This window comes from Okibacterium fritillariae, from assembly GCF_052783725.1.
In genome coordinates this window covers 2,682,619-2,707,837 of record NZ_CP199917.1, presented here as the reverse complement: position 1 = coordinate 2,707,837, position 25,219 = coordinate 2,682,619, and the positions used below count along the sequence as shown (strand labels likewise).

Below are 25,219 nucleotides of genomic sequence, written 5' to 3'. Positions count from 1 at the left end.
AGACCCATGTCCGAGCCCCAACGCCGAGGAAGACTCCTCGCGTTCGCGACCCTCATCGGCCTCGCCGCCGCACCACTGTCGGTGCTTCCGGCGCAGGCCGCCCCAGACGGAACGGGGGTGGTGATCAACGAGGCTTATCTCAGCGGTGGAAGCCGCGGCGCCGCGTTCACCAACAAGTTCGTCGAGCTCTACAACCCGACCGACGCCCCCATCGACATCAGCGGCTGGTCGCTCCAATACCGCAAGGCCACCGGCACCGAGGCCGACAGCTTCGGCGGCGTGACGCCCCTCACGGGCTCGATCGCCCCCAAGGGCTACTTCCTCGTCTCGGGCAACAGCAACAGCACGACGGCCCCCGTCGGCGCGGCGCTCCCCACCCCGGATGTCGTGGGCACCATCGCCCCGAGCGGCACCACCGGCACGCTCGCCCTCGTCAAGAGCACCACCCCCGCAACGGCCCCCGCCGGCGACACCTCGGCCAACCCGCTCTTCGCCGACGTGCTCGGCTACGGCGCGTCGCAGACGTTCGAGAAGGCCGTCGCCACGGCGCCCGCCAGCAACACCGACGTCAAGTCCCTCAACCGCACGGGCTTCGCCGATAGCGACGACAACGCCGCCGACTTCACCCTCTCGGCCACCATCACGCCGACGAACGCCGCCGGCGAGACCGCGGCACCGACGCCGACCGACCCGGCACCCACTCCCACGCCGACGGTCGCGCCCACGGGCACGCCCACCCCGGGCCCCACCGAGACCCCGGCTCCCGGCACACCCGCCGAGCTCACGGCGATCAGGGACATCCAGGGCACCACCGACGCCAGCCCCCTCGTGGGCAAGCGCGTCGCGGCGCGCGGTGTCGTCACGGCCGCTTACTCCGACGGCGGCTTCAGCGGCTACTACATCCAGACGCCCGCCACGGGCGGCAAGCTCGACCTGACGAAGCACCTCGCCTCCGAGGGCCTGTTCGTCTACTCGCCGTCGACCGTCGCCTCCGTCACCATCGGTGACTACGTCGAGGTCACGGGCGCCGTCTCCGAGTACTTCGGCCTGACGCAGGTCACGGTTGCCGCGGCATCCGACCTGAAGCAGCTCGACAAGGCCGGTGTCGTCGCCCCGACACCCGCCGAGGTCGCCTACCCCGCCACCGACGCCCAGCGCGAGGTGCTCGAGGGCATGATCATCAAGCCGCAGGGTGCCTACACGGTCACCGACAACTACGCCGCCAACCAGTACGCCGAGATCGGCCTGATGGTCGGCACGACGCCCGCGATCAACCCGACGGTGCTCGGCAAGCCGGGTTCGGCCGCCTACGACGCCGAGGTGGCCCGCACCAAGGCCGGCCTCGTCAAGCTCGACGACGCGTCCACGATCAACTTCCTGCCGCGCGACGACCAGCCGCAGATCGGCGAGAGCATCCCGCTGCCCTACCTGTCGACCACCAACCCGGTGCGCGTCGGTGCGGCCGTGACGTTCACGAAGCCCGTCATCCTCGACTACCGCAACAGCTCGTGGAAGTTCCAGCCCACGTCGCAGCTGACCGACGCCAACGCGGCGACCGTCCAGCCCGTCACGTTCGCCAACACGCGCGAGGCCGCCCCCCGCAACGTCGGTGGCAACGTGCGCCTCGGCACGTTCAACGTGCTGAACTACTTCTCGACCACGGGTGACGAGGTCGCCGGCTGCACCTTCTACAAGGACCGCGCCGACAAGCCCGTCACCGTCAACGGCGGCTGCAACGTGCGCGGGGCGGCCAACGACGCCAACCTCGAGCGCCAGCAGGCCAAGATCGTCGCGGCCATCAACGGCCTCGGCGCCGACGTGATCTCGCTCGAAGAGATCGAGAACTCCGCGGCCGCCGCCGGCAAGCCCCGTGACGAGGCGCTCGGCGTTCTCGTGGCGGCGCTCAACAAGGCAGCCGGCTCGGATGTCTGGGCGTTCGTCCCGTCGCCCGCCAAGCTCCCCGCCAAGGAAGACGTCATCCGCACGGCCTTCATCTACAAGAAGGCCGTCATCGAGACGGTCGGCGAGTCGACCATCCTGACCGATTCGGCCAACTTCTCGAACGCTCGCCAGCCCAACGCCCAGGCCTTCAAGCCTGTCGGTGACCCGGCATCCAGCACCTTCGTCGTCATCGCCAACCACTTCAAGTCGAAGAGCTCCTCCGATGCGGCCACCGGTGACAACGCCGACAAGGGTCAGGGCGCCTTCACGGGCGACCGCACCCGCCAGGCCACCGACCTCGTCGCCTTCGCCGAGAAGATGAAGACGCAGGCCGGCACCAAGAAGGTCTTCCTCGTCGGCGACTTCAACGCCTACGCGGCCGAAGACCCGATCGACGTCATCAAGAAGGCCGGCTACATCAGCCAGGAGGCCAAGACGGGCGAATACACTTACGCCTACGGCGGTGCCGTCGGCTCGCTCGACCACGTGTTCGCCTCGCCCGAGGCCGACCAGACCGTGACGGGTGCGGATGTCTGGAACATCAACTCCGTCGAATCGGTCGCCCTCGAGTACTCGCGTTTCAACTACAACGCGAAGAACCTGTACGACGCCTCGCCGTTCCGCTCGAGCGACCACGACCCGGTCGTCGTCGGTATCAACACGGGAACGTCGGCCACGACGAGCATCAACCTGCTGAACATCAACGACTTCCACGGACGCATCGACGAGAACACCGTCAAGTTCGCCGGAACCGTCGAGGGTGCCAAGTTCGGTTTCGGCGACAGCCGCTCGCTGTTCCTCTCGGCCGGTGACAACATCGGCGCCTCGCTGTTCGCCTCGGCGGTCGACAAAGACCAGCCCACCATCGACGTGCTGAACGCCCTGGGCCTCGCCGCCTCGGCCGTCGGCAACCACGAGTTCGACGGCGGCTTCGCCGACCTCACCGACCGCGTGATCGACGGCGGCAAGAACGCCTCCTGGCCCTACCTCGGCGCCAACGTCTACAAGAAGGGCACCACCACCCCGGCGCTCGACGAATACACGGTCATCGACGTCGACGGCGTGAAGGTCGGTGTCATCGGTGTCGTCACCGAAGAGACCGCAACGCTCGTCTCGCCCGGTGGTATCGCCGACCTCACCTTCGGTGACCCCATCGAGGCCGTCAACCGTGTCGCCGCCCAGCTGAGCGACGGCAACGCCGCCAACGGCGAAGCGGATGTCATCGTCGCCGAGTACCACGAGGGTGCCGGAGCCGGCACGCCCGAGAAGGCCACGCTCGAGCAGGAAGTCGCCGCAGGCGGCGCCTTCGCCGACATCGTCACGAAGACGAGCCCCGAGGTCGACGCCATCTTCACGGGCCACACGCACAAGCAGTACGTGTGGGACGCGGCCATCCCCGGCAAGCCCGGCAAGACCCGCGCCATCGTTCAGACCGGCAACTACGGCGAGAACATCGGCCAGATCACGCTCGACGTCGTCAAGGCGACCGGTGAAGTGACCGCGCACACGGCAAAGAACATCGCCCGCGTGACCACCTCTGACGCCGCCCTCGTCGCCGCCTACCCGCGCGTGGCCGAGGTCAAGAAGATCGTCGACGCGGCCCTCGCGTCCGCCAAGGAGGTCGGCGAACAGCCCATCGGTTCGATTACGGCCGACATCACCCGCGCCTTCGCGGGTGGCAAGACCGACGACCGCGCCTCGGAGTCCGCCCTCGGCAACTTCGTCGCCGACTCGCTCGTGTCGTCGCTGTCCTCCGCCGAACGCGGTGGCGCCGAGATCGGCATCGTCAACCCGGGCGGCCTGCGCGCCGACCTGATCTACGGCACCGACGGCATCATCACCTACGCCGAGGCCAACGCCGTGCTGCCGTTCGTGAACAACCTCTGGACCACGTCGCTCACGGGCGCGCAGTTCAAGACCGTGCTCGAGCAGCAGTGGCAGACGAACGCCGACGGCACCGTGCCGAGCCGGCCGTTCCTCAACCTCGGCCTGTCGAAGAACGTGACCTACACCTACGACGCCTCGCGCGCCGCGGGTGACCGGGTCACGAGCATCTCGGTGAACGGCGCGGCAATCGACCCCGCCAAGAGCTACCGGATCGGCTCCTTCAGCTTCCTGCTGCAGGGTGGCGACAACTTCCGTGAGTTCGGCAACGGCACCAACACGCGCGACTCGGGTCTCGTCGACCGCGACGCGTGGATCAGCTACCTGAGCGCCAACAAGGGTGCGTCCCCGTCGTTCGACCGCCGCGCGGTCGCCGTCACGGGTGTTCCCACCGCGGCCGTCGAGCCGGGCTCCACCGTGACCTTCGAGGTCTCGAAGCTCGACCTGACGTCGCTCGGCGCCCCGGTCAACACCGAACTGGCCGTCACGGTCGGCGACACCGCCGTGGCAACCGTCCCGGTCACCGCCGGTGCGGCAACCGTCACCTTCACGGTGCCGGCCACTGCGTCCGGAGCCCAGACGGTCACGCTGACCGCTGCCGAGAGCAAGACCGTCGTGCGGGTGCCCCTCCAGGTCACCGGCGCGACCGTTCCGGGCGAGCCGACCACGCCGCCTGTTCCCGCCGGTGTCGACGCTCTGATCGACGCGCTCAAGGACCTCATCACCACCGTGAAGGAGTTCCTGGCCGGCAAGACGATCGTCATCAACGTCGGCAGCGACTGGATCGGCAAGTGGGTCTCGGTTTGGCTGTACTCCGAGCCCGTGCTGATCAGCGACGGCTGGACGCAGGTCGACGCCGACGGCAACGTCACGGTCACGGTTCCGGCTGGCACCGAGCCCGGTGCGCACCGCATCGCCGTGCAGGATGCCTCCGGCGCGGTCATCGGCTGGACCGATGTGACCGTGCTGGCTCCGACCCCCGGCACCGATCCCGGCGCAGACCCGGGAACGGGCGCCGGTAACGGCACGGGAACCGGCTCGGGAACGGGCGTCGGCGGAACGGGTGCCGGCACCGGCACCGGTTCGCTCAGCAACACCGGTGGCGAACTGAGCCAGGGTCTGCTGGCCGGTCTGCTCCTGCTCCTGGCCGGAGGCGGAGTCTTCGCCGCGGCGCGCGTGCGACGCACCCGCCAGAACGGCTGACGCGACGTCGTAACACCCGGCGGGGTTTCCCGCCGTCATAACTGAACACACATCGGAGGGCCGTCGATCTGACGACCCTCCGATGTCGTGTTCCGGGGCAGTCGATGCGCCTCGTTACGATGCGAGTATGACTTCCTCCGAGCACCCCGGCGGGGCCACGAACGACCGGCTGCCGGCATCCGTCTACCGTCGTCGTCGCCTGTTCGTCCTGCTCGGAGTGCTCGCGATCATCGGCATCATCGCCCTCGTGATCTGGAAGCCCGGCTCGAGTTCGGGCCGCTCGACCGACGTCACCGCCGTGACGTCAACGCCGTCCCCCAGCGCTCCTGCAGCCGGCGCCGCCGACTCGGGCACCGACGCCGCGGCGACCCCGACGCCGACCCCCGCAGAGACGGGCGTGAACGACGACGGCACGTGCAAGCCATCCGCCGTGAAGGTCGAAGCGCTCACGGATGCATCCACCTACGCCGCCGGAGTGAACCCGCAGCTCTCGCTCTCCGTCACGAACACGGGAACGCAGCCGTGCCGCCTGAACGTGGGCACGTCGCAGCAGGTCTTCACGATCACGAGCGGCAGTGACCAGTACTGGACGTCGACGGACTGCCAGAAGGATCCGGCCGACGCCGAGGTGGACCTCGAGCCCGGTAAGACGGTCACGTCGAGCACGCCCATCTCCTGGGACCGCACGCGGTCATCGGCAGAATCGTGCGACGGCGAACGCGACCAGGCACCCGCCGGGGGAGCGTCCTACCATCTGAAGACGTCGGTCGCCGGTGTCGAAAGCACCACGTCTAAGCAGTTCATCCTGAACTAGCGGCTCGTGGAGAGCAGCCAGAGCGTGCGGCAGGCATTCTGCCGACATCGTGCGGCGCACAACAGACGATCAACCCGCGGCGTGCGGCGTACGGCGTGCGGCGTGCGGCGTGCGGCGTGCGGTAGGCGAGCAGCGGGCGGCGCATTCCGAGCGGCAGGCGATCCCAGGCCTGAAGCCTGAGAGCTCATGCCTGAAAGCCGAGCCCGGAAGCCGTCTGCGCTCCGAGGGGACCGGACGACTCGGGGCCCTAGAACTCGTCGGAGAACTGAACGGGCAGAGCCTCTTCCGGCTTGACGGGCACCGCCGTGGTCGACCAGTTGCTGATGCGGCCGCGGATGTCGCGCAGCGCTGCCTCGACGGCCTCGTCATTGGCCGAGTCGTCGTCGATGTCGAGGTCGACCGGAATCGCGACCAATTCGCTCGATGCATCGAGCGTCATCTTCGCCTCGACGCGCGTGCCGGTTTCGGTGTAGGCGGGCACATTCACTGCCTCCGAGTGGGACGCCCGACCGATCGACGTGACGAGGTCGAGCAGGGCATCGGAGATGGCGTCCGTGGTGACGAAGGTCTTGGACGCGTAAGTGATTTCTTGCATTCTCCTAGTGTGTTCGTCCGCGTTCTCGATGAAAAGGCGTTGCCGATTCATGCCGAGACCGGTATGTGCTCCTGGTGTGCACTGGCGGTTCGTCGGGTGCGCGGCAGCGCGACCTCGATTCAGCCCTCAGCGAGGTCGGATGTCGTGGCCGCCGCTCTTTGGCAGAATGCTGTCATGGCCAAGAAACCTTCCGTGTCGTTCCGTTCCGATTTGCTCGCCGAGGCGCTCGAGAAGCAGGACATGGCTCAGGTGGCGCTGGCGCTGCGCAACGACCGCCTGGTGGTCCCGCTCGCGAAGCCGGCCCCCCGTGACAAGCCCACGGCCCCCGGCGAGGTGTGGATGTATCGCCGCCCCGAGGATGGGCGTCTCGCGCTGCTGGTCTTCTCTGACGCGAAGAATAAGCCCGAGGCGCTGCCGCCATTCGTCGCGGCGCAGGACGGCGCGTGGCTGCACGAGTTCCTGCGCGTGCACGGGGACGAGATCGAGACGGTCTTCTTCGACATCGCGGGACCGCACCCGATGCAGGCTGATCCTGCCGAATTGTTGCGCGTGCTCGATCTCGACGGCGGTTCGCCGCCGATCGATCCGGGCGTCGTCGCGCCTTAGCCCAGAGTGGTCAGCACGTCGGCGCGGTCAGCACGTCGGCGCCATGAGCGCTGTCGGCACGTTCTGCGCCGGGGTGCCTCGACCCAGGAGAGCCGTGCCGCCTTCAGCACCGCCTGTGGCGCCCCTAGAACGCCGCGTCGAGCTCTCGCTCGCGGGGTGTGGATGCGGCGCTCTGGGCCAACCTCAGGGCCTCGCGCAGCGTGGATGCCTCGGCGTCGATGATGGTCTTGTAACCGAGTCGCTGCGCCTCTGACCGCCTTTGCCGCGCCCCGTTGACCGGCCGCACCTCGCCCGCGAGGCTGATCTCGCCGAATGTGGCGACATCGTGGGGGATGGCGAGGTCCTTCACGGCCGAGGCCACCGCGATGGCGATCGCGAGGTCGGCCCCCGGCTCGGCCAGGCGCACCCCGCCGACCGTCGACACATAGACGTCTTTGTCGGCCAGCTTCACACCGGCTCGCCGTTCGAGCACGGCCAGCAGCATGGCGAGTCGCGAGCCATCTACCCCGTTGGTGACGCGACGCGGGTTGGGCGTGGAGCTCGGGGCCACGAGCGCCTGAACCTCAACGGGAAGAGGCCGCTTGCCCTCGAGCGCGATGGCCACGGCCGTGCCCGACACGGCGAGCCCCCGGCTGAGGAACAGGCTGCTGGGGTCGGGGACCTCTTCGATGCCGTCGCCCGTCATCTCGAAGCATCCGACCTCGTCGGTGGGGCCGAAGCGGTTCTTGAGCGCGCGCACGAAGCGCAGCGAGGTCTGGCGGTCGCCCTCGAAATGGCACACCACATCGACCAGGTGTTCGAGCAGGCGCGGGCCGGCCACGGTGCCGTCTTTCGTCACGTGCCCGACGATGAGAACGGGCAGGTTGCGCTCTTTCGCCACGCGGATGAGTGTGGCCGCCACTTCGCGCACCTGCGCCGGCTGGCCGGCCAGACCGTCGCTCATCGACGACGACACGGTCTGCACGGAATCGACGATGAGCAGGCTGGGCTCGACCGCATCTACCTGCCCGAGGATGGTGGCCAGGTCGGTTTCGGCGGCCAGGAACAGGTTGGGGGTGAGCGCCCCGGTGCGGCTGGCGCGCAATCGCACCTGGCCCACCGACTCTTCGGCGCTCACGTAGAGCACGCGTGCGCCTTGGGCCGCCCGCGCGGCGACCTCGAGCAGCAGCGTCGACTTGCCCACGCCCGGCTCTCCCGACAGCAGAATGGCCGCGCCGGGAACGATGCCGCCGCCCAGAACGCGGTCGAACTCGCCGATGCCACTCGCCCAGCGCAGAAACTCGGTCTCGGGTAGATCGGTGATGGGCCGCGCGCTGCGGGCGTCGCTGACCCGCACGGGCGCCAGCCGGGCGAGCTGGCCGATGTCGTTGGTGCTCTCGACCACGGTGCCCCAGGCCTGACATTGGCCGCACCGGCCGACCCACTTGATCGTCTTCCAGCCGCACTCGGTGCAGGTGAATTGGGAGCTGGGTTTGGCCATACGAGGAGCCTAACCGGCACCACCGACAACGGGCGGATGTCGCCCAGCCACCTCGATTCGCGCTCGACCGCCTCGGTCAACTACACTCTTTCTCGGTGGCGTGTCCGAGCGGCCTAAGGAGCACGCCTCGAAAGCGTGTGAACGTGAAAGCGTTCCGTGGGTTCAAATCCCACCGCCACCGCCACGAGCCCCTGACTCTTCCGAGAGTCAGGGGCTTTTTGCATGCGGCGGCCGAATCCCGGCGACGCGGTTCGGACACCACTCCTCACTGAGCTAGTCAGAACTCTGATATATTGCACGTCAGAGTCGTCCACGCATTCCCGTCCCTCGGGCGGGCTCAGCTTCAGAAGGAACCCCATGCCGCTTCCCACATCTCCCGCCCGCGCGCGTCGACGAGGCTTCCCACCCACGCCACCGCAACGGTTCTCGCAGAGCGGTCGGGTCCCCGCTGCGGCCGCTTCGGCCGCCCTGGTGTGCGGATTGGTCTTCGCGCTGGCATCGCCCGTGGTTGCTGCAGGCGCGCCGTCACTCGATACGACGGCACCGAACGTCGAAGAGGCCCGGCTGAACAATGTCGTAGCCGGTTCGTCTGAGCCGACATCGAGCCAATTCATCCAATCGAGCGGGCTTCAATCACCCCTCGTCGAGCTCGACGATCGTTTGATGACCGCATCGTCGGCACAGGCACCCCAAGTCGTGGCCGATGCAGGTGCCGCCCTCTGGACGCGCGCGGTCGCCGGAGCTCAGGGTAAGAACCCCGAGGCGAGTGGCGACAGATATGACGATCGCGGGCTCTACTGGGCTCGGTTGGCGGCACGCATGTCTGTGAAGAACTGGGTTGCCGCCGATCCCGCTCGCGCTCCACAACTTGAGGCCCTCCTCCTCTCGCTGGAGAGGTCGTCACGCGGCTTCGGGGATGCCGCGCATACCGACGACCCGACCGTGCGGCGCATCCTCACCACGGGGTTCGATCCCTTCCTCCTCGACGATGTCGGGCAACGGTCCAACCCCTCGGGTTCCGCCGCCCTCGTTCTCGACGGAACCACGATCGACACCCCCACCGGTCCCGCGGTCGTGCAGGCCGTCGTCTTGCCCGTCAACTGGTCCGCTTTCGACACCGGCATCGTCGAGGATGTCTACGGCCCCGGCCTGCGCTACGGTGCGCGGAGCATCGACATGCTGGTGACCCTCAGCCAGGGGCGCGAGGATGGCTTCGACATCGAACGTTTCGCGGGGGTGTGGCGAGGGGGAGACCCCGACAACCTCCGGCAGGGAGTGGCCGAGGGATATCGGCAGGAGGCGCCGGTGGCGCCCGCCGACCTCGGCTGGCCTCAGCCCACGACATCGCCCCAGTTCATCGAGACGTCCCTTCCGTGGCAAGCGATGGTCGATGCGTCAACGGGGCCCGCTCCTGTTCGCTTGAACGGGAGCGTCTGTGCAGCGCCGACGGCGCTCCGTGACCCCGCGATCACGCAATGCGGCACGGTCACGGCGATCGACCCGACGTGGTTCGCCGTGCAAGGCGGGGGCGGCGATTACCTCTCGAACGAGAGCTTCTATCGTGCGAACCGGCTGCGTCTTCAGATGGGGCGAACCGATGTTGCGGGCGGTCACCTGCACACGAAGTCGCTCAGCTACGCGTCGATTCCCGCGGGGCAGGTTACCTCTCCCGCCTTCGAATCCGACCGGGCCGCCGTGGTCGACCAAACGGTCGCTATCCTCGGGTCGGCGGCCCAGGCGCTGCGCCGCCCGGCTCGGGCCAATGCCACCGTCACCCCTGCCGAGGCCGGCCGGGGCGACGAGCTGTCGGTCGCGATCACGGGGTTGATCCCGCGCGAACCGTTCCACTTCAAGCCACCCGTGGGTCCCACGCAGGATCTCGTTGCGGACGATGAAGGTGCGGTGACCGCGACGTGGGCCGTGCCCCAGGATGCACCGGCGGGCAGCCAGACCCTGACGTTCGTCCGCCAGGACGGCTCGAGCTTCTCGTCCCCGGTCTTGATCCGCGGAGGGGCGACCCCCACCCCCACCCCCACCCCCACTCCCACACCGACCCCCACGCGCACACCGACCCCCACGCCCACACCGACGCCCACACCGACACCGACCCCGACACCGACCCCGACACCGACCCCGACCCCCACACCGACCCCCACACCGACCCCGACCCCGACCCCGACCCCGACCCCCACACCGACCCCCACCCCGACCCCCACACCGACCGGCACTCCGTCGTCGACGGCGGCACCCACACAGGCGGCGGGCACCCCAGGGAACGTCTCGGGTGATGCAGGGCCGACGGGCTCGAAACTCGACCCGGACGACCACCGGCCGTCGTCGGAGGCACTCTCGCTCGCCCAGTCCGGACCCTCGGATGTGCGGGTGCCCCTCGTCCTCGCTGTCGCCTCGGCCCTTCTCGGCCTCGTGTTGGCGGTCCGACGCCGTCGTTCGCGTGGCATCGGCCGACGCTAACCACGGATAGAGACAGGAGGGGGTTCTCGTGACTACGAGAACCCCCTCCTGTCATGCCGCTGACGACTAGACGACCACTCCGCGCGCGCGCAGGTAGGTGGCCGGGTTGGTGTGGGCCCCGCCGATGAGAACCTTGAGGTCGAGGTGGCATCCCGTCGCAACACCCGTGCGACCGATGGCCGCGATGGCCTGACCCCCCGAGACCTGTTGGCCGACGCTGACGCGGGTCGATCCGCCGAGGATGTGACCGTAGACCGTCTGCACTCCGCCGCCGTGGTCGATGATGACGCGGTTGCCGAACGCGCCGGCGTTGCCCACGAACGAGACGCGCCCGCTCGTGGCCGCCTTGATGGTCGAGCCACAGCCGCCACCGAAGTCGATGCCCTGGTGGAACGACGTGGAGCAGCCGGTGCCGCCGCAGAGAATCTGACGGGGGCCGTACCACGAGGTGATGCCGCCCGCAGCGGGACGCCACCAGCCCTGTGCCGAGGGCGAGAAGAAGGTTCCGGTGCCGCTTCCGACTCCGCCGCCCGGTGCGGGGGCGGGAGCAGCGCCTCCGCCGCCTCCACCTCCTCCTCCGCCGCCACCGGCGTTGGCCTGGGCAGCAGCAGCTGCGGCTGCGGCGCGACGGGCTTCGGCGGCGCGAGCGGCTGCTTCGGCTGCGGCGCGGGCGGCAGCTTCTGCGGCCGCCTTACGTGCGGCGACGCCGTCCTGGTAGCCCTTTTCAACCTCGGCCGTCGTGCCCTTGAGGCTCGCGAGCTGCTCGGTGAGTCGGTCTTCGTTCTGTTCCTGCTCGCTCAGTGCATCCTGGGCGGCCGAGGCGGCGTCGTTGGCCGCTTGAAGTTTCGTTTCGGCGTCGGCGCGGAGGGCTTCGAGCTCGGTGGCCGCGACCTTCGCCTGGTCGGTCAGCGCCGTGACCTGGTTGGCATCTTTCTTGGCGTTCTCGAGAACATCGGCGCTGCGGCTCGTCAGCTGCGAGAGGGCGCCGAGCTTGTAGAGGGTCTGGTCGGCATTCTTGGCGTCGACGAAGATTCCGGCGCTGGAGTCGCCGTTGTTCATGCGGCCGAGGCGGGCGAAGAGCGAACCCGCCTGTTTCTGCGACGCGGCGGCTTTCTCGGTCGCGGCGGCGAGCTGCGTCTCGAGGGTGGCCTGGGCCTCCTCGGCGGCCGTGGCCTTGTCGAGGGCTTCCTGATACGCGTTGGCCGCGACGACGGCCGCGGACTGGGCCTCGGCGACGCGGGTCGAGAGTTGGTCGATGAGGCCGTTGATCTTGTCGATCTCCGCCGCTTTCGAGGTTTCGTTCTGGCGCGCTTTCTGCACGTCGTCCCAGCTCGGGTAGTCGTCGGCGAATGCCGGTGACGCGATCCCCATCGAGCTGAAGACGAGTGCGAATGCTGCGATCGCCACGACGGCACGCCTGCGTAGACTCATCAAATAATCCCTAACCTTCGAGCTTTCGTTTAATCTTCCCATGCGAAGGGGTCGTCTGTCGCATTTGTCGGGCGCGCCGTTCGAGCCCTCATCACACGGCACGAGGTCTCTGCAACCCCCTGGGTGGCTTTTGGACGACGTTCTCGGCGGGTGAATAGTGGAGGTCATGCCTCTTCTCATCGCACTCATCGTCATCGGAATCATCTTGCTCATCGTCGGCGGCGTCGTCGCCACGTTGAAGTTCCTGATCTGGCTGGGTCTCGCGCTGGTGCTCATCGGCGCGATCATCTGGCTGCTGCGCTACATCCGCAGCCGCGCCTAGTCTTCCCGGCGGAAGCCGTGGCCCGACGGCCCTCGACGTTCGCGTCGGGGGTCGTTTCGCGTGCGCCCGTAAACTGGCGGCATGACGACACCTTCGCCCCTCGGTCTGCTGCTCGATGTCGATGGCCCTCTCGCCAGTCCGGTGACCCGCACTCTCGCCGTTCCGAGCATCGCGGCCGATCTGGTGGCCCTGGCCAATGCGGGGGTGCCCGTCGCTTTCAACACGGGCCGGTCGGATGCTTTCATCCGCGAGGTCGTCGTGCCCGAGTTGCGCCGGGCCGGCCTTGCCGAGACGGCTCGCGTTTATGCGATCTGCGAGAAGGGTGCGGTGTGGTTCCGCATCCCGGCGGCGAGTGAGCACATTGCCGATGAGGACATCTTCGTCGACGCATCCCTCGCCCTTGATGAGGATTACTCACACGAGATCGAGCAGCTCGTTGCCGATCGGTTCGCGGACAGCATGTTCTTCGACCGCACCAAGCGCGCGATGGTGTCGGTCGAGCAGCATGTCGGTGTCGACTCCGCTGACTATCTGGCGGTGCAGCCCGTCTTCGACGAAGAGGCGATGCAGCGGTTGTCGGCACGGGGGATCGGCGTCATGCGCACTGATGATCACCGCCCGGATGCCGAGGGGCTCGTCACGGTCAGGGTCGACCCGACGATCATCTCGACCGATATCGAGTCGGTGCGGGTCGGCAAAGACCTGGGGGCGGCGCGTCTGGTCGAACTGCTCGAGCAGGATGGCGTGATGATGCCCGCTTCGTGGCGCACCATGGGGGATTCGCGCAGTGATTATGCGATGGCCGATTGGCTGCACGAACACGGTCACGACGTGGCGCACATCGACGTCCGTCCGGCGGACGGTGTGCCCGAGAAGCCGTACCCGATCTATCACCATGAGTCGCTCATTCACGACGAGGCGGGCGCCGTCATCCTGACGAAGTGGGTAGCGCTCGTGCAGGGCGAAGACATCCGCGACGCCTAGAGAAGCCTGGGCGCGGTCTTATCAGCGCAGAGCGCCTGGGCGCGGTCTTATCAACGCAGAGCGCCTGGGCGCGGTCTTATCAACGCAGAGCGCCTGGGCGCGGTCTTATCAGCGCAGAGCGCCTGGGCGCGGTCCCATCAGCGCAGAGCGCCGACGGAGGCGAGGGCCGCGCGCACGAGTGCCCCGCGGCCGCCCTCCATCTCGGAGGCGACATCGTCGGAGGCCGCCTCTTCGGGTGTCATCCAGGTGATCTCGAGGGCGTCCTGTCGCGGTTCGCACGTGCCGGTCACGGGCACGACGTAGGCCAGCGACACGGCGTGCTGCCGATCGTCGGTATAGGCGCTGACACCGGGAATCGGGAAGTACTCGGCCACCTGGAAGGGCACCGACGAGGCCGGCAACAGCGGGAAGGCCATGGGGCCCAGGTCTTTCTCCAGGTGACGGAAGAGTGCGTCGCGCAGCGTTTCGCCGTAGAGCACGCGGCCCGAAACGATCGTGCGGGTCATTTCGCCGAGCGCGGTGGCGCGCAGCAGCACGCCCACCGACGTGACGTTGCCGAGACCGTCGACGCGCACGGGCACGGCCTCGACGTAGAGCAGGGGCAGACGCCGGCGGATCTGCTCGAGTTCGACATCGCTCAACCACCCGGCGTTGGTGTTGCCACCGGGATCGGGCGTGGGGTCGGGGTCTGGGGTGCGAACGGCCATGGTCCATTCTTACCCCCTCGGGCGAGCGGAAGCGACGTATGCAGTGTCGGTGTGGATGGATATGCTGCCTGACAGGCTGTGGAGAACGATGTGGAGGCGGCATGGACGACGTACGGATCGATGAGAGTGCCGTGCTGTGGTCGGCGGGCCCTCAGCAGCGCGCGGGCCGACCGTTGCTCGTCATCCTGCACGGTTACGGGTCGAACGAAGCAGACCTCTTCTCCCTGTCGCCCTATCTCCCCCTGTCCCCGGTCATCGCCTCGCTGCGCGCCCCGTTCACGGCGCCCTGGCCCGTCGACGGCTACTCCTGGTTCCGCCTGAGACAACGAGCGGATGTCTCCATCCCGGGTCTCCCCGCAGACGATGCCGTCGACCCGGCCGTGCATGCTGACTCCGTTGCAGCCGACCACGCGGCGGCGCTCGACATCGACGGCGGCGCGCCCCGGGTGCCCGTCGTTGCCGCTGACGCCACGCCCGAAGCATCCATCGACGCGGTCATGGCCTGGCTCGATGCGCTCGAGACGCCTCCCGCGCAGATCGGCCTGCTGGGGTTCTCGCAGGGTGGCGTCATGGCGATCGAATTGATGCGCCGCCAACCCGAACGCTTCTCGTTCGTCGTGAATCTCTCGGGTTTCGTCTACGAGGGCGAACACGAGGGGGATGTCGCGCTCGCCGAGTCGCTCCCGCCCGTGTTCTGGGGCCGCGGCACCCTCGACGAGGTCATCACCGAGGCCGCGATCGTGCGCACGACCGACTGGCTCCCGGCGCACAGCACCTTGAGCGGCCGCATCTACGAGGGGCTCGGGCACGCCGTTTCGCCGCAGGAGCTCACCGATGTCGCCGGGTTCGTGGAGCGTGGTTTCGCCGCCTGAGTCGCTACTGCACGACGGTGTCATCCACAAGGTGCCCAGCGCTCCCCGATGAATGTCAGTGGTCGGGGGCAGGATGGTGACATGGGCGACGTTCTGCAACGGTTCTCTCCCGCGACCAGGGAATGGTTCAGCGGGGCCTTTCCCGCGCCCACGGCCGCCCAGGCCGGCGCGTGGGATGCGGTGTCCCGCGGTCACAACGCGCTCGTCGTCGCCCCGACGGGTTCGGGCAAGACGCTGTCCGCCTTCCTGTGGTCGCTCGATCGCCTGATGGCCGAGCCGCGCGAGCAGCCCGGCACGCGCGTCCTCTATATTTCCCCGCTCAAGGCCCTCGGTGTCGATGTCGAGCGCAACCTCCGGGCGCCGCTCGTCGGCATCACGCAGACGGCCAAGCGCCTGGGCCTCGAGCCACCGTCGGTCACGGTCGGCGTGCGCTCGGGCGACACGGCGGCCAACGACCGGCGGGCGCTGCTCAAGCATCCGCCCGAGATTCTCATCACCACGCCCGAGTCGCTCTACCTGATGCTCACGAGCCAGGCACGAGAAACGTTGACGGGCGTCGAGACAGTCATCATCGACGAGGTGCACGCGGTCGCGGCCACCAAGCGTGGGGCGCACCTGGCGCTATCGCTCGAGCGGCTCGACCGGCTGCTCGAGAAGCCCGCGCAGCGCATCGGGCTGTCGGCGACCGTGCGGCCGCGCGAAGAAGTGGCGCGGTTCCTGGGCGGCCGGGCCGAGGTCGAGATCGTGGCGCCGCCCTCCAACAAGAAGTTCGACCTGCGCGTCGTGGTGCCGGTCGACGACATGACCAACCCCGGCGTGGTCGACACGTCCCCGCGCGAGGGTTCCGCCGGGGGCGTGTTCAGCCCCGAAGAGAACACGGGGTCGATCTGGCCGCACGTCGAAGAGGCCATCGTCGATCGCATCCTCGAGCACCGGTCCACCATCGTGTTCACCAACTCGAGGCGTCTGTCTGAGCGCCTGACTGCGCGGCTCAACGAGATCTATGAAGAACGCCTGGCGCTGGCCGCTGAGGCGAGCGGTGGGGCTGACACGCATGCCGCGGGCTCTGTTTCCTCACCCACAGACGCGCTGACCGCGTCCGTCGCATCCGATGCCCTGGTCGCCGCGGGCGCCCCGCGTCGTGCTCCCGCCGAGATGATGGGCGGCAGCGGCCAGACCCGCGGGTCGGGTGCCGCAGCATCCACCGCCACGGCCGAGGCCGACGATGCGCCCGTGCTCGCCCGCGCCCACCACGGCTCCGTGTCGAAAGAACAGCGTGCCGTCATCGAAGACGACCTGAAGACAGGTCGCCTGCGCTGCGTGGTCGCCACCTCGAGCCTCGAACTCGGCATCGACATGGGCGAGGTCGATCTGGTCGTCCAGGTCGAGTCGCCGCCGTCGGTCGCCAGTGGCCTGCAGCGCGTCGGTCGCGCCGGCCACCAGGTCGGCGAGACCTCGCGCGGCATCCTCTTCCCCAAGCATCGCGCCGACCTCGTGCACACGGCCGTGGCCTCCGAGCGCATGGTCGACGGTCTGATCGAGTCGCTGCAGGTGCCCACGAACCCGCTCGACATCCTGGCTCAGCAGACCATCGCGGCGGCCTCGGTCGACGACCTCGATGTCGAGGAATGGTTCGAGACCGTGCGGCGCAGCGCGCCCTTCCAGAATCTGCCCCGATCGGCCTACGAGGCCACCCTCGATCTCCTGGCCGGCCGCTATCCGTCCGACGAGTTCGCCGAGCTGCGCCCGCGCATCGTCTGGGATCGCGACGCCGGCAGCATCTCGGGTCGCCCCGGTGCGAAGCGTTTGGCCGTCACCTCGGGTGGCACCATCCCCGACCGCGGTCTCTTCGGCGTGTTCATGGTCGGCGAGGCCGTGCCCGGCGAGAAGAGCACGACGGGCGTCGGCCCGGGCGCGCGCGTCGGCGAGCTCGACGAGGAGATGGTCTACGAGTCCCGGGTGGGGGATGTCTTCGCCCTCGGTGCCACCAGCTGGCGCATCCAAGAGATCACCCACGACCGCGTGCTCGTCACACCGGCGTTCGGGCAGCCCGGTCGGCTGCCGTTCTGGAAGGGCGATGGCCTGGGGCGACCTGCTGAGCTCGGCCGAGCCGTCGGAGCCTTCATCCGAGACATCGACGGGGCGAAACCCGAGGAGAGCGCGCTGCGCCTGCAGGCTGCCGGCCTCGACGAGAAGGCCATTGGCAACCTCACCACCTTCCTCAGCGAGCAACGCGCCGCGACGGGGCACGTGCCCACCGACAAGACGCTCGTCGTCGAAAGGTCTCGCGACGAGCTGGGCGACTGGCGCGTCATCCTGCACTCGCCGTTCGGCATGCAGGTCCACGCTCCCTGGGCCCTCGCCATCGGGGCGCGTGTGCAAGAGCGCTTGGGCGTCGACGGGTCGGCGGTCGCCAGCGACGATGGCATCATCGTGCGCATCCCCGATAGCGACCAAGAACCCCCGGGCGCCGATCTGTTCGTCTTCGAGCCCGACGAGCTGCAGCAGATCGTCACCGAGGAGGTCGGTGGGTCGGCGCTCTTCGCCTCGCGCTTCCGCGAGTGCGCCGCGCGGGCGCTGCTCCTGCCCAACTATTCGCCCGGCAAACGGTCGCCGTTGTGGCAGCAGCGTCAGCGCAGCGCCCAGCTGCTCGACGTGGCGCGAAAATACCCCACGTTCCCGATCATTCTCGAGACGGTGCGCGAGGTGCTGCAAGACGCTTACGACCTGCCGTCGCTGCTCGGTATCGCGCGCGAGATCGCGAGCCGCGCCATCCGCATCGTCGACACCACCACCGACGACCCCTCGCCCTTCGCCCGCTCGCTCCTCTTCGGCTATGTCGGCGCCTTCATGTACGAGGGCGACAGCCCCCTGGCCGAGCGCCGCGCCGCCGCGCTCACCATCGACAGCACCATGCTCGGCGAGCTTCTCGGCCGGGTCGAGCTGCGCGAGCTCCTCGACCCCGGGGTCATCGAGCAGACCGAGCTCGAGCTGCAGCGGCTCGCCCCCGAGCGGCAGATGCACGGCGTCGAAGGCGTGGCCGACCTCATGCGCCTCCTCGGCCCGCTCGGCCTCGGCGAGATCGAGGCGCGGCTGACCGAAGAAGACCGGCCGAACGCGCTGCAGCACCTCACGGCCCTCGCCTCGAGCAAGCGGGCGCTGCCCGTCACGTTCGCCGGGCGAGACTGGTGGGTGGCCATCGAAGACGCCTCCCGCCTGCGCGACGCGCTCGGTGTTCCGCTGCCCATCGGCGTGCCCGTGGCCTTTATCGAACCCGTCGCCGATCCGGTGGGCGACCTCGTCGCCCGTTATGCCCGCACCCATGCGCCCTTCACCACGCACACGGTGGCCGAGCGCTTCGGCCTCGGGTCGGCCGTCGTGCAGCAGACCCTCAACCGTCTCGCCGCCGACCGCCGCGTCATCAGCGGGGAATTCCTCCCCGGCGGGAGAGCCGGGCTCACGGCCGACGCCGCCGGTTCCACCGAATGGTGCGACGCCGAGGTGCTGCGACGGCTGCGGCTGCGCTCGCTCGCGGCCCTCCGACACGAGGTCGAACCCGTCGATCAGCAGGCGTTCGGCCGTTTCCTCCCCGCCTGGCAGCACACGGGTGGGCGCCTCAAGGGCGTCGACGGGGTCGCGGCCGTCATCGAGCAGCTGGCCGGCGTGCCCATTCCCGCATCCGCCTGGGAGTCGCTCGTTCTTCCCGAGCGCGTCGCCGACTACTCGCCGACCATGCTCGACGAACTCACGTCGACGGGCGAGGTCGTCTGGTCGGGCGCGGGAACGCTCGCCGGCAATGACGGATGGGTGAGCCTGCACCTCGCCGACACGCTGTCACTGACCCTCACCGACCAGCCCGAACACACGCCCAGCCCCCTGCAGCAGGAAATCCTCGGCACGCTCGGGGGAGGCGGCGCCTACTTCTTCGGGCAGCTCGCCGAGGCCACCGGCTCGACCGATGACAAGATGCTCGTCGAAGCGCTCTGGGACCTCGTCTGGGCCGGCCTGATCACGAACGACACGTTCTCGCCACTGCGCACGTTGCTCGGCGGCGGGGGAGCGCATCGAACGGCGCGTCGCACACCGCGCGCCCGCATGTATCGCGGGCGCAGCGTGCCTCGGCCGACAATGGCCACACGCATCGGCGGCCCGACCCTCGGGGGGCGCTGGTCCATCCTGCCCCTCGCTGAACAAGACACCACCGTTCGCGCCGCCGCCACGGCGGACTTCCTGCTCGAGCGCTACGGGGTCGTCACGCGCGGCTCGGTCGTGTCCGAGGGCGTGCCCGGCGGGTTCGCCCTCACCTATCGCGTGCTCTCGGGGTTCGAAGAATCCGGGCGCTGCCGCCGCGGCTACTTCGTCGAGAAACTCGGCGCGGCCCAATTCGCCTCCTCCGGCACCATCGATCGCTTGCGCAGCTTCTCGCGTCCCGTCGACAGCACGACCGAGAAGCCCGAACTCCAGGCGCTCACCCTCGCCGCCACCGACCCCGCCAACCCCTACGGCGCGGCGCTCGCCTGGCCCGGCAGCGAAGCCACGGGTGTGAAACACCGACCGGGCCGCAAGGCCGGCGGCCTCGTCACGCTCGTCGACGGCGACCTCGTGCTCTACCTCGAGCGCGGCGGCAAGACCATGCTCGCCTTCACCGACGACGCCGACGTCCTGCACGCTGCCGCGCTGTCACTCGGACGCACCGTCACCTCGGGCCGAGTCGACAAGCTCGCCATCGAAAAGGTCAACGGCGACTTCGCGCTGGGCGCCCCCATCGCCGTCCCGCTGCGCGAGGCCGGATTCACCGAGACGCCGCGAGGATTGCGGATCCGACGTGCCTGAGGGAGATACCGTCTACCGGTCTGCACGCAGCCTCGACCGGGCACTCGCCGGGCGCACCGTCACCGGCTTCGACCTGCGCGTGCCGCGGTTCGCCACCAGCGACCTCACGGGTGACACCATCCATAACGTCGCCAGCCGCGGAAAGCACCTGTTGCACCGCATCGGCACGCACACGCTGCACAGCCACCTCAAGATGGAGGGTGAGTGGCACCTCTACCATCCGGGCACGGCGTGGAAACGCCCCACCTATCAGGCCCGCGCCATCATCGAGACCGACGAGTGGGTCGCGGTCGGCTTCGACCTCGGCATCGTCGAACTGCTCGAGACGCGCGACGAAGACGAGGCCGTGGGATATCTCGGGCCCGACCTGCTCGGCGACGACTGGGACGCTGCCGAAGCCCGGTCCCGCCTCGCCGCCGAACCCGAGCGGCCCTCGGCCGTCGCGCTGCTCGACCAACGCAACCTCGCCGGAATCGGCAACGAGTACGCCAACGAGATCTGCTTCATCCGCGGCATCCTGCCCACCCGGCCCATCGGCGAGATCGACATCGCGGCGGCCGTCGAGCTGTCCTACCGCCTCCTGCACGCCAATCGCGACCGGCCCCGGCGCATCACGACCGGCAACCAGCGGCCCGGTCAAGAGACCTGGGTCTACGGACGCAAGGGGCGCCCGTGCCGCCGCTGCGGAACGCCGATCCGCAAGGGTGAACTCGGCGCCACCGAACTCGAACTGCGCGTCACCTACTGGTGCCCGCGCTGCCAGACCTGAGCCACGCCTCCGACGTCGGGCCCACCAGTGTCGCCGCGCCCGAACCAGATGTTCACCGCCATCCGGGTACGAAAAAGCGGGCCCCGGCAAAAAACCGAGACCCGCTCTTCAGGAGTGCTTAGCGGCGACCCGAACCGCGCGTGTTCACGACCTGGCCGACGCCGAGACCGCCGCTGCGGCCACCGGAGTGGCTGGCGCGACGCGAACCCGTGGGGCGGCTACGCGTGGCAGAAGCATCCGATGCGCCGTCGTACTGGCGAGCCGAACCCGAACCAGCGCCCGCACCATTCGCGGGGGCACCGGTGGACGTGCTGTAGCTCTGCGTCGCGGCACGACCACCGCGACCCGAGCCTGCGCCCTGGCCGGCGGAAGCGCCGGAACCCGAACGCGCCGGGCGACCCGAACGGTCACGACGCGGCTCACCCGAACGAGCGGAGCCGCCACGCGACTCGCCGCCGCGCGAACCGGCGCCGGCCGTCGCACCATCACGGGCGCCACGAGCGGCACGCTTGCGCTGCGCGTTCGCACCGTTCGACGAGCCACCACCCTGAGAGGTCGACGCCGCACGCGGCGCGGGCTTCACATAGGCCGCGACATCGCCGACGAGGGCGGTGACCTCGGGAGAGGTGGGCGTGACCTGCTGCGGAACGACCTGGATGTCGGCCTTACGCATGAGGGTCTTGAGGTCGCTGCGCTGAGCGGGCGTGATGATCGTCAGAACATCTCCCGCGCTGCCGGCACGAGCCGTGCGGCCCGAGCGGTGCAGGTAGGCCTTGTGCTCGGTGGGCGGGTCGACGTGGACGACCAGCTCGACGTTGTCGACGTGCACACCGCGCGCCGCGACATCCGTTGCCACGAGAACGCGCACCTTGCCCTCGCCGAAAGCGGCGAGGTTGCGGTCACGGGCGGCCTGCGACAGGTTGCCGTGCAGGTCGACGGCGGGGATGCCCGAGTCGGTCAGCTGCTTGGCCAGCTTCTTGGCGTGGTGCTTGGTGCGCATGAAGAGGATGCGGCGGCCGGTGCCCGAGGCGACGGCCTGCACGAGGTTCTTCTTCTGGTCGAGGTCGCTGACCTCGAAAACGTGGTGGGTCATGGCGGCGACGGGGGAGTTGGCCTCGTCGACCGAGTGCAGGACCTCGTTGTGCAGGTAGCGCTTGACGAGCTTGTCCACACCGTTGTCGAGCGTGGCCGAGAACAGCAGACGCTGTCCGTCGGTCGGGGTCTTGTCCATGAGGCGCGTGACGACGGGCAGGAAGCCCAGGTCGGCCATGTGGTCGGCCTCGTCGAGCACGGTGATCTCGACGGCGTCGAGCGACACGAAGCCCTGCTTCATGAGGTCTTCGAGGCGGCCGGGGCACGCGACGACGATATCGACGCCGGCCTTGAGGGCGGCGACCTGGCGGCTCTGGTTGACGCCACCGAAGATGGTGGTGGTCTTCATGCTGTAGGCCGCGGCGAGCGGTGCGAGCACGGCGTCGATCTGCGTGGCGAGCTCGCGCGTCGGGGCCAGGATGAGGCCGACGGGGCGACCCGGGCGACGACGGCCACCCGAGAGGGTGGTGCCGAGGCGGGCGGCCATCGGGATGCTGAAGGCCAGCGTCTTGCCCGAGCCCGTCTTTCCGCGGCCCAGCACATCGCGACCCGACAGCGTGTCGGGAAGCGTGTCGACCTGGATGGGGAAGGGCGTGGTCTTGCCATCGGCGATGAGCGCGTTGACGAGGGCGGTGGGAACGCCGAGAGCGGCGAAGGTGGTGTCGGTTTCTGTCATGGGGTTGTGCCTTTCAGGCAGGCACCCTGTTCGTGACGCACGCACACCTCGGCCACGCCGCCTTCGGTGCCTGTTCGAATGAACCGGTGCACGGCGAAGAGGTGGGGCAGTGGTCGAACGGCAGAAAGAACTGCCGGGCGATCCGGTGATGCGTGCTCTGGCACGACGGGTGGATGTGGCGAAAGCGTCGGAAGACGCATCCGTTCGCCGTATGAAATCCGTGAACCGGCCGAGCCGGTGTGAAAGCGTTCTACGACGCAAGGGGCACCGTAGCGCCCACAAGTCCTCCCAGACTACAGCTTCGAGCCGTCGCCGTCGAATCTGGTGTCGTCGCCGGCGGGTGCATCGGATGCGGCATCCCCCGTATTCGCGTCGGGATCGTCCTCGTTCTGCCGTTCGGGATCGAACGCCCACGTCGGCGCCATCTGCACCATTCGGGCACCGCGCCACTGCCACAGCGACCACAGTGGGTACCACAGCGCGGGCGCGACGGCCCCAGAGATCTCGAGCCGGTCGCGATACAGCGTCTTGGTGGGGTCGCCCGGCGCCGGCGCGATGGCCATGCGGTGATCCCAGCGGGTCAGAAGCGTGAGTGGCCCGCTCAACGGCGCGCCGCTGTCGTGCATGATGCGCACGCCGTCGGGCCGCTTCTCCTGAAAGTCGAGACGGATGTCTTGGCCGCCGACCGGCACGAGCCCGAGCGCCTTGAGCGTGACGGCGTGCGACCCGGGCCCCCAGATCGTCGGGAACGCGCCCTCTTGCGACTCGGGCTGAAGCAGCGGGCCATACAGCTCGGTCAGAACCGTCGGCGACTTGATCGCGCGCCAGGCGGCATCGGGGTCGCAGTCCAAGATCAACTTCAGCTGTACATGCATACCCCCATACTCCTCCGCCGGATGCGCTCGCGCAGGGCCTTGCGCCCGGACATCCTGCGCGTCCCCAGTTTTTCTCGGCCGCCCATCCTTCCTCCCGTCCCTCTTCATCACTCGCCGCGCGTGTTCGGCAAGCGCGCCGTGGACGCGCGGCCGCCCCGGTGCGGTAAACAGGTCACGTGGCGATCCGATACTGGCTGGTGGTCGCGCCCCTCGACCGGGTGCGACGCCTGCGCGCGGCCGGCGTCGTCGAGATGACGTTCGGCGGCCGAGACGGTCTCGAGGATTTCTCCGAGGCCGACGGCATCGTCTTCTACTCCCCGCGCTACGAAGCGCCCGAGGGCGAGCGTCTGCGCGCCTTCACGGCCATCGGCCGCATCTCCGACGGTCGGATGTTCCTCGCCGACCAGTCCGAGGGCTCGCGCTCGTGGCGGCGGCGCGTCGATTTCATGGACGACACGGTGTTCCAGCCCGTGCGCCCGCTCGTCGGCCTGCTCGAGTTCACGCGCGATCGGCGCACGTGGGGCCAGCAGTTGCGTCGAGGCATCCTCGAGATTTCGCGTCTCGATTTCGAGACCATCCGTGACGGGATGCGGCTGCCGTCGGCCGATGAGAGGCACCCACGTTCCCTCACAGACAGGGTGTGGTACTGACGCCGGTTCGCGGGCATGTTTCGGCGGGGTTACGATATCCGGATGAGCGTTCAGCAGACCGTCGTATCCCCCCTCACACAGACGAAGTACCAGGTGCGCCTCGACTTCGGCAAGCCGGGGCTGAAGCGCATGACCGATGCCGACGTGATCATCTGGGTCGACTCGCTCGGTCAGTTCGAGACCATGAGCGTTCAGGCGTGCGCCGTCGAAGACGCCACGATCATTGCCGCCGACCTCACGAACCGCACGGCCGCGGCCCAGTGGGTGCTCGAGCACCAGGTGCGCCTCGGCCGTCGCGTTACCATCGCGGTCGTCGCCGCGGGTCGCGAGGGCGCTTTTGCCAGCCATGACGCGCTCGCCGCCGGTGCCGTCATCGACGCACTCGCAACGGCCGGTATCGACTTCACGTCGCCCGAAGCGGCCGTCGTATGCGCGGCCTTCGAGGGTTTGCAGAAGGCGGTCGGTCACCTGTTCACCGCCTCGGTCGTCGGCCAAGAGATGATCGTCGCCGGTGAGCGCGAGAAAGTCGTCCGAGCCGCGCAGGTCGACACACGCACCGATGTGAAGGTTCTTCGTCTGGCATCCTGACGAGTCGCGGGCCCGCGCCGAGCGATTCCTGTGTGAGGGTGCTGAGAGCGTTGTCCAGGCCCTCGCATTCGTGCGGGCGTCGGCGTAGTCTCGCGCCATGAAAGCAACTCTGAATGACACGGTCCTCGCCGAAGCCGAGCAGGACGACCTGATCAAAATCGAGGGCAACTGGTACTTCCCGCCGGCCAGCCTGAAGAAGGAACTCTTCGAGAGCTCCGACACCCCGTACACCTGCCCGTGGAAGGGCGAGGCCCAGTACTGGAACGTGCGCGTCGGCGACGACGTCCACGCCGACAAGGCGTGGAGCTACCCGACCCCCTACGACGGCGCCGCCTCGCGGGTCGGCAAGGACTTCGCAGGCTACGTCGCGTTCGACCCGTCGGTCACTGTCGCTCCGTAACCGACTGTCTGACGCAGACGCCCGC

At 68.8% G+C, this 25,219-nt stretch carries 18 protein-coding genes and 1 tRNA gene; 13 read left to right on the top strand and 6 right to left on the bottom strand.

What is annotated here, in order from left to right:
* Nucleotides 1-6 precede the first annotated feature (6 nt).
* Both ACUWEX_RS12385 and ACUWEX_RS12380 read left to right on the top strand, forming a co-directional pair.
* A complete protein-coding gene (locus tag ACUWEX_RS12385) occupies nucleotides 7-5,028 on the top strand; it encodes an ExeM/NucH family extracellular endonuclease (protein WP_445996427.1) in 5,022 nt (1,673 codons plus the stop codon).
* Nucleotides 5,029-5,155: 127 nt separating this feature from the next.
* Nucleotides 5,156-5,842 carry a hypothetical protein gene (locus ACUWEX_RS12380; RefSeq protein WP_079728504.1) on the top strand — a complete coding sequence of 229 codons (687 nt, stop codon included), beginning with the start codon at nucleotides 5,156-5,158 and terminating at the stop codon, nucleotides 5,840-5,842.
* A gap of 247 nt (nucleotides 5,843-6,089) precedes the next feature.
* On the opposite strand, the gene ACUWEX_RS12375 is transcribed toward ACUWEX_RS12380, so the two are convergent.
* Nucleotides 6,090-6,437 (bottom strand): hypothetical protein, encoded by a 348-nt coding sequence (locus tag ACUWEX_RS12375; protein WP_079728503.1) that lies wholly within the window; start codon nucleotides 6,435-6,437, stop codon nucleotides 6,090-6,092.
* A gap of 9 nt (nucleotides 6,438-6,446) precedes the next feature.
* On the opposite strand from ACUWEX_RS12375, the gene ACUWEX_RS12370 reads away from it, so the two are divergent.
* Entirely contained in the window at nucleotides 6,447-7,043 is a 597-nt protein-coding gene (locus ACUWEX_RS12370) for an SseB family protein (RefSeq protein WP_445996426.1), read from the top strand.
* Nucleotides 7,044-7,167: 124 nt separating this feature from the next.
* Here the strand turns inward: ACUWEX_RS12370 and radA are convergent, their stop codons facing one another.
* Entirely contained in the window at nucleotides 7,168-8,523 is a 1,356-nt protein-coding gene (gene radA / locus ACUWEX_RS12365; RefSeq protein ID WP_079728501.1) for a DNA repair protein RadA, read from the bottom strand.
* Between the two features lie 94 nt (nucleotides 8,524-8,617).
* On the opposite strand from radA, the gene ACUWEX_RS12360 reads away from it, so the two are divergent.
* Nucleotides 8,618-8,707: transfer RNA gene (locus tag ACUWEX_RS12360), tRNA-Ser, on the top strand.
* Between the two features lie 479 nt (nucleotides 8,708-9,186).
* Nucleotides 9,187-10,995 carry a hypothetical protein gene (locus tag ACUWEX_RS12355; protein WP_445996425.1) on the top strand — a complete coding sequence of 603 codons (1,809 nt, stop codon included), beginning with the start codon at nucleotides 9,187-9,189 and terminating at the stop codon, nucleotides 10,993-10,995.
* 66 nt (nucleotides 10,996-11,061) lie between these two features.
* Here ACUWEX_RS12355 and ACUWEX_RS12350 read toward each other — a convergent pair whose 3' ends face one another.
* The gene (locus ACUWEX_RS12350) at nucleotides 11,062-12,426 is read right to left on the bottom strand and encodes a M23 family metallopeptidase (protein ID WP_143785432.1); all 1,365 of its coding nucleotides are present in this window, start codon (nucleotides 12,424-12,426) and stop codon (nucleotides 11,062-11,064) included.
* A 166-nt stretch (nucleotides 12,427-12,592) separates the two neighbouring features.
* Between ACUWEX_RS12350 and ACUWEX_RS12345 the strand changes: the two genes are divergently transcribed.
* Entirely contained in the window at nucleotides 12,593-12,748 is a 156-nt protein-coding gene (locus ACUWEX_RS12345) for a hypothetical protein (RefSeq protein WP_179100273.1), read from the top strand.
* 81 nt (nucleotides 12,749-12,829) lie between these two features.
* Nucleotides 12,830-13,732 (top strand): hypothetical protein, encoded by a 903-nt coding sequence (locus ACUWEX_RS12340; RefSeq protein WP_445996424.1) that lies wholly within the window; start codon nucleotides 12,830-12,832, stop codon nucleotides 13,730-13,732.
* 137 nt (nucleotides 13,733-13,869) lie between these two features.
* Here the strand turns inward: ACUWEX_RS12340 and ACUWEX_RS12335 are convergent, their stop codons facing one another.
* Nucleotides 13,870-14,439, bottom strand: a complete 570-nt coding sequence (locus ACUWEX_RS12335; protein WP_079728009.1) for an NUDIX hydrolase family protein — start codon at nucleotides 14,437-14,439, stop codon at nucleotides 13,870-13,872.
* 101 nt (nucleotides 14,440-14,540) lie between these two features.
* Between ACUWEX_RS12335 and ACUWEX_RS12330 the strand changes: the two genes are divergently transcribed.
* The 3 genes from ACUWEX_RS12330 to ACUWEX_RS12320 all read left to right on the top strand — a co-directional run bounded on the left by ACUWEX_RS12330 (nucleotide 14,541) and on the right by ACUWEX_RS12320 (nucleotide 20,913).
* Nucleotides 14,541-15,311 carry an alpha/beta hydrolase gene (locus tag ACUWEX_RS12330; protein ID WP_445996423.1) on the top strand — a complete coding sequence of 257 codons (771 nt, stop codon included), beginning with the start codon at nucleotides 14,541-14,543 and terminating at the stop codon, nucleotides 15,309-15,311.
* 81 nt (nucleotides 15,312-15,392) lie between these two features.
* The gene (locus tag ACUWEX_RS12325) at nucleotides 15,393-20,144 is read left to right on the top strand and encodes an Lhr family ATP-dependent helicase (RefSeq protein ID WP_445996422.1); all 4,752 of its coding nucleotides are present in this window, start codon (nucleotides 15,393-15,395) and stop codon (nucleotides 20,142-20,144) included.
* Nucleotides 20,137-20,913: a DNA-formamidopyrimidine glycosylase family protein gene (locus tag ACUWEX_RS12320; RefSeq protein WP_445996421.1), complete on the top strand. Its 777-nt coding sequence runs from the start codon at nucleotides 20,137-20,139 to the stop codon at nucleotides 20,911-20,913. Before ACUWEX_RS12325 ends, ACUWEX_RS12320 begins: the two co-directional genes overlap by 8 nt.
* Before the next feature lie 118 nt (nucleotides 20,914-21,031).
* Here the strand turns inward: ACUWEX_RS12320 and ACUWEX_RS12315 are convergent, their stop codons facing one another.
* Both ACUWEX_RS12315 and ACUWEX_RS12310 read right to left on the bottom strand, forming a co-directional pair.
* Nucleotides 21,032-22,681, bottom strand: a complete 1,650-nt coding sequence (locus ACUWEX_RS12315; protein WP_445996420.1) for a DEAD/DEAH box helicase — start codon at nucleotides 22,679-22,681, stop codon at nucleotides 21,032-21,034.
* A gap of 293 nt (nucleotides 22,682-22,974) precedes the next feature.
* On the bottom strand, nucleotides 22,975-23,556 hold the full coding sequence (locus tag ACUWEX_RS12310; RefSeq protein ID WP_445996419.1) for a hypothetical protein: 582 nt from the start codon (nucleotides 23,554-23,556) through the stop codon (nucleotides 22,975-22,977).
* A 176-nt stretch (nucleotides 23,557-23,732) separates the two neighbouring features.
* Between ACUWEX_RS12310 and ACUWEX_RS12305 the strand changes: the two genes are divergently transcribed.
* The 3 genes from ACUWEX_RS12305 to ACUWEX_RS12295 all read left to right on the top strand — a co-directional run bounded on the left by ACUWEX_RS12305 (nucleotide 23,733) and on the right by ACUWEX_RS12295 (nucleotide 25,194).
* Entirely contained in the window at nucleotides 23,733-24,206 is a 474-nt protein-coding gene (locus ACUWEX_RS12305) for an EVE domain-containing protein (RefSeq protein WP_445996418.1), read from the top strand.
* Nucleotides 24,207-24,248: 42 nt separating this feature from the next.
* Nucleotides 24,249-24,794: a 2-phosphosulfolactate phosphatase gene (locus ACUWEX_RS12300; RefSeq protein ID WP_159449514.1), complete on the top strand. Its 546-nt coding sequence runs from the start codon at nucleotides 24,249-24,251 to the stop codon at nucleotides 24,792-24,794.
* 97 nt (nucleotides 24,795-24,891) lie between these two features.
* A complete protein-coding gene (locus ACUWEX_RS12295) occupies nucleotides 24,892-25,194 on the top strand; it encodes a DUF427 domain-containing protein (protein WP_079728016.1) in 303 nt (100 codons plus the stop codon).
* The last annotated feature ends 25 nt before the right edge of the window (nucleotides 25,195-25,219 follow it).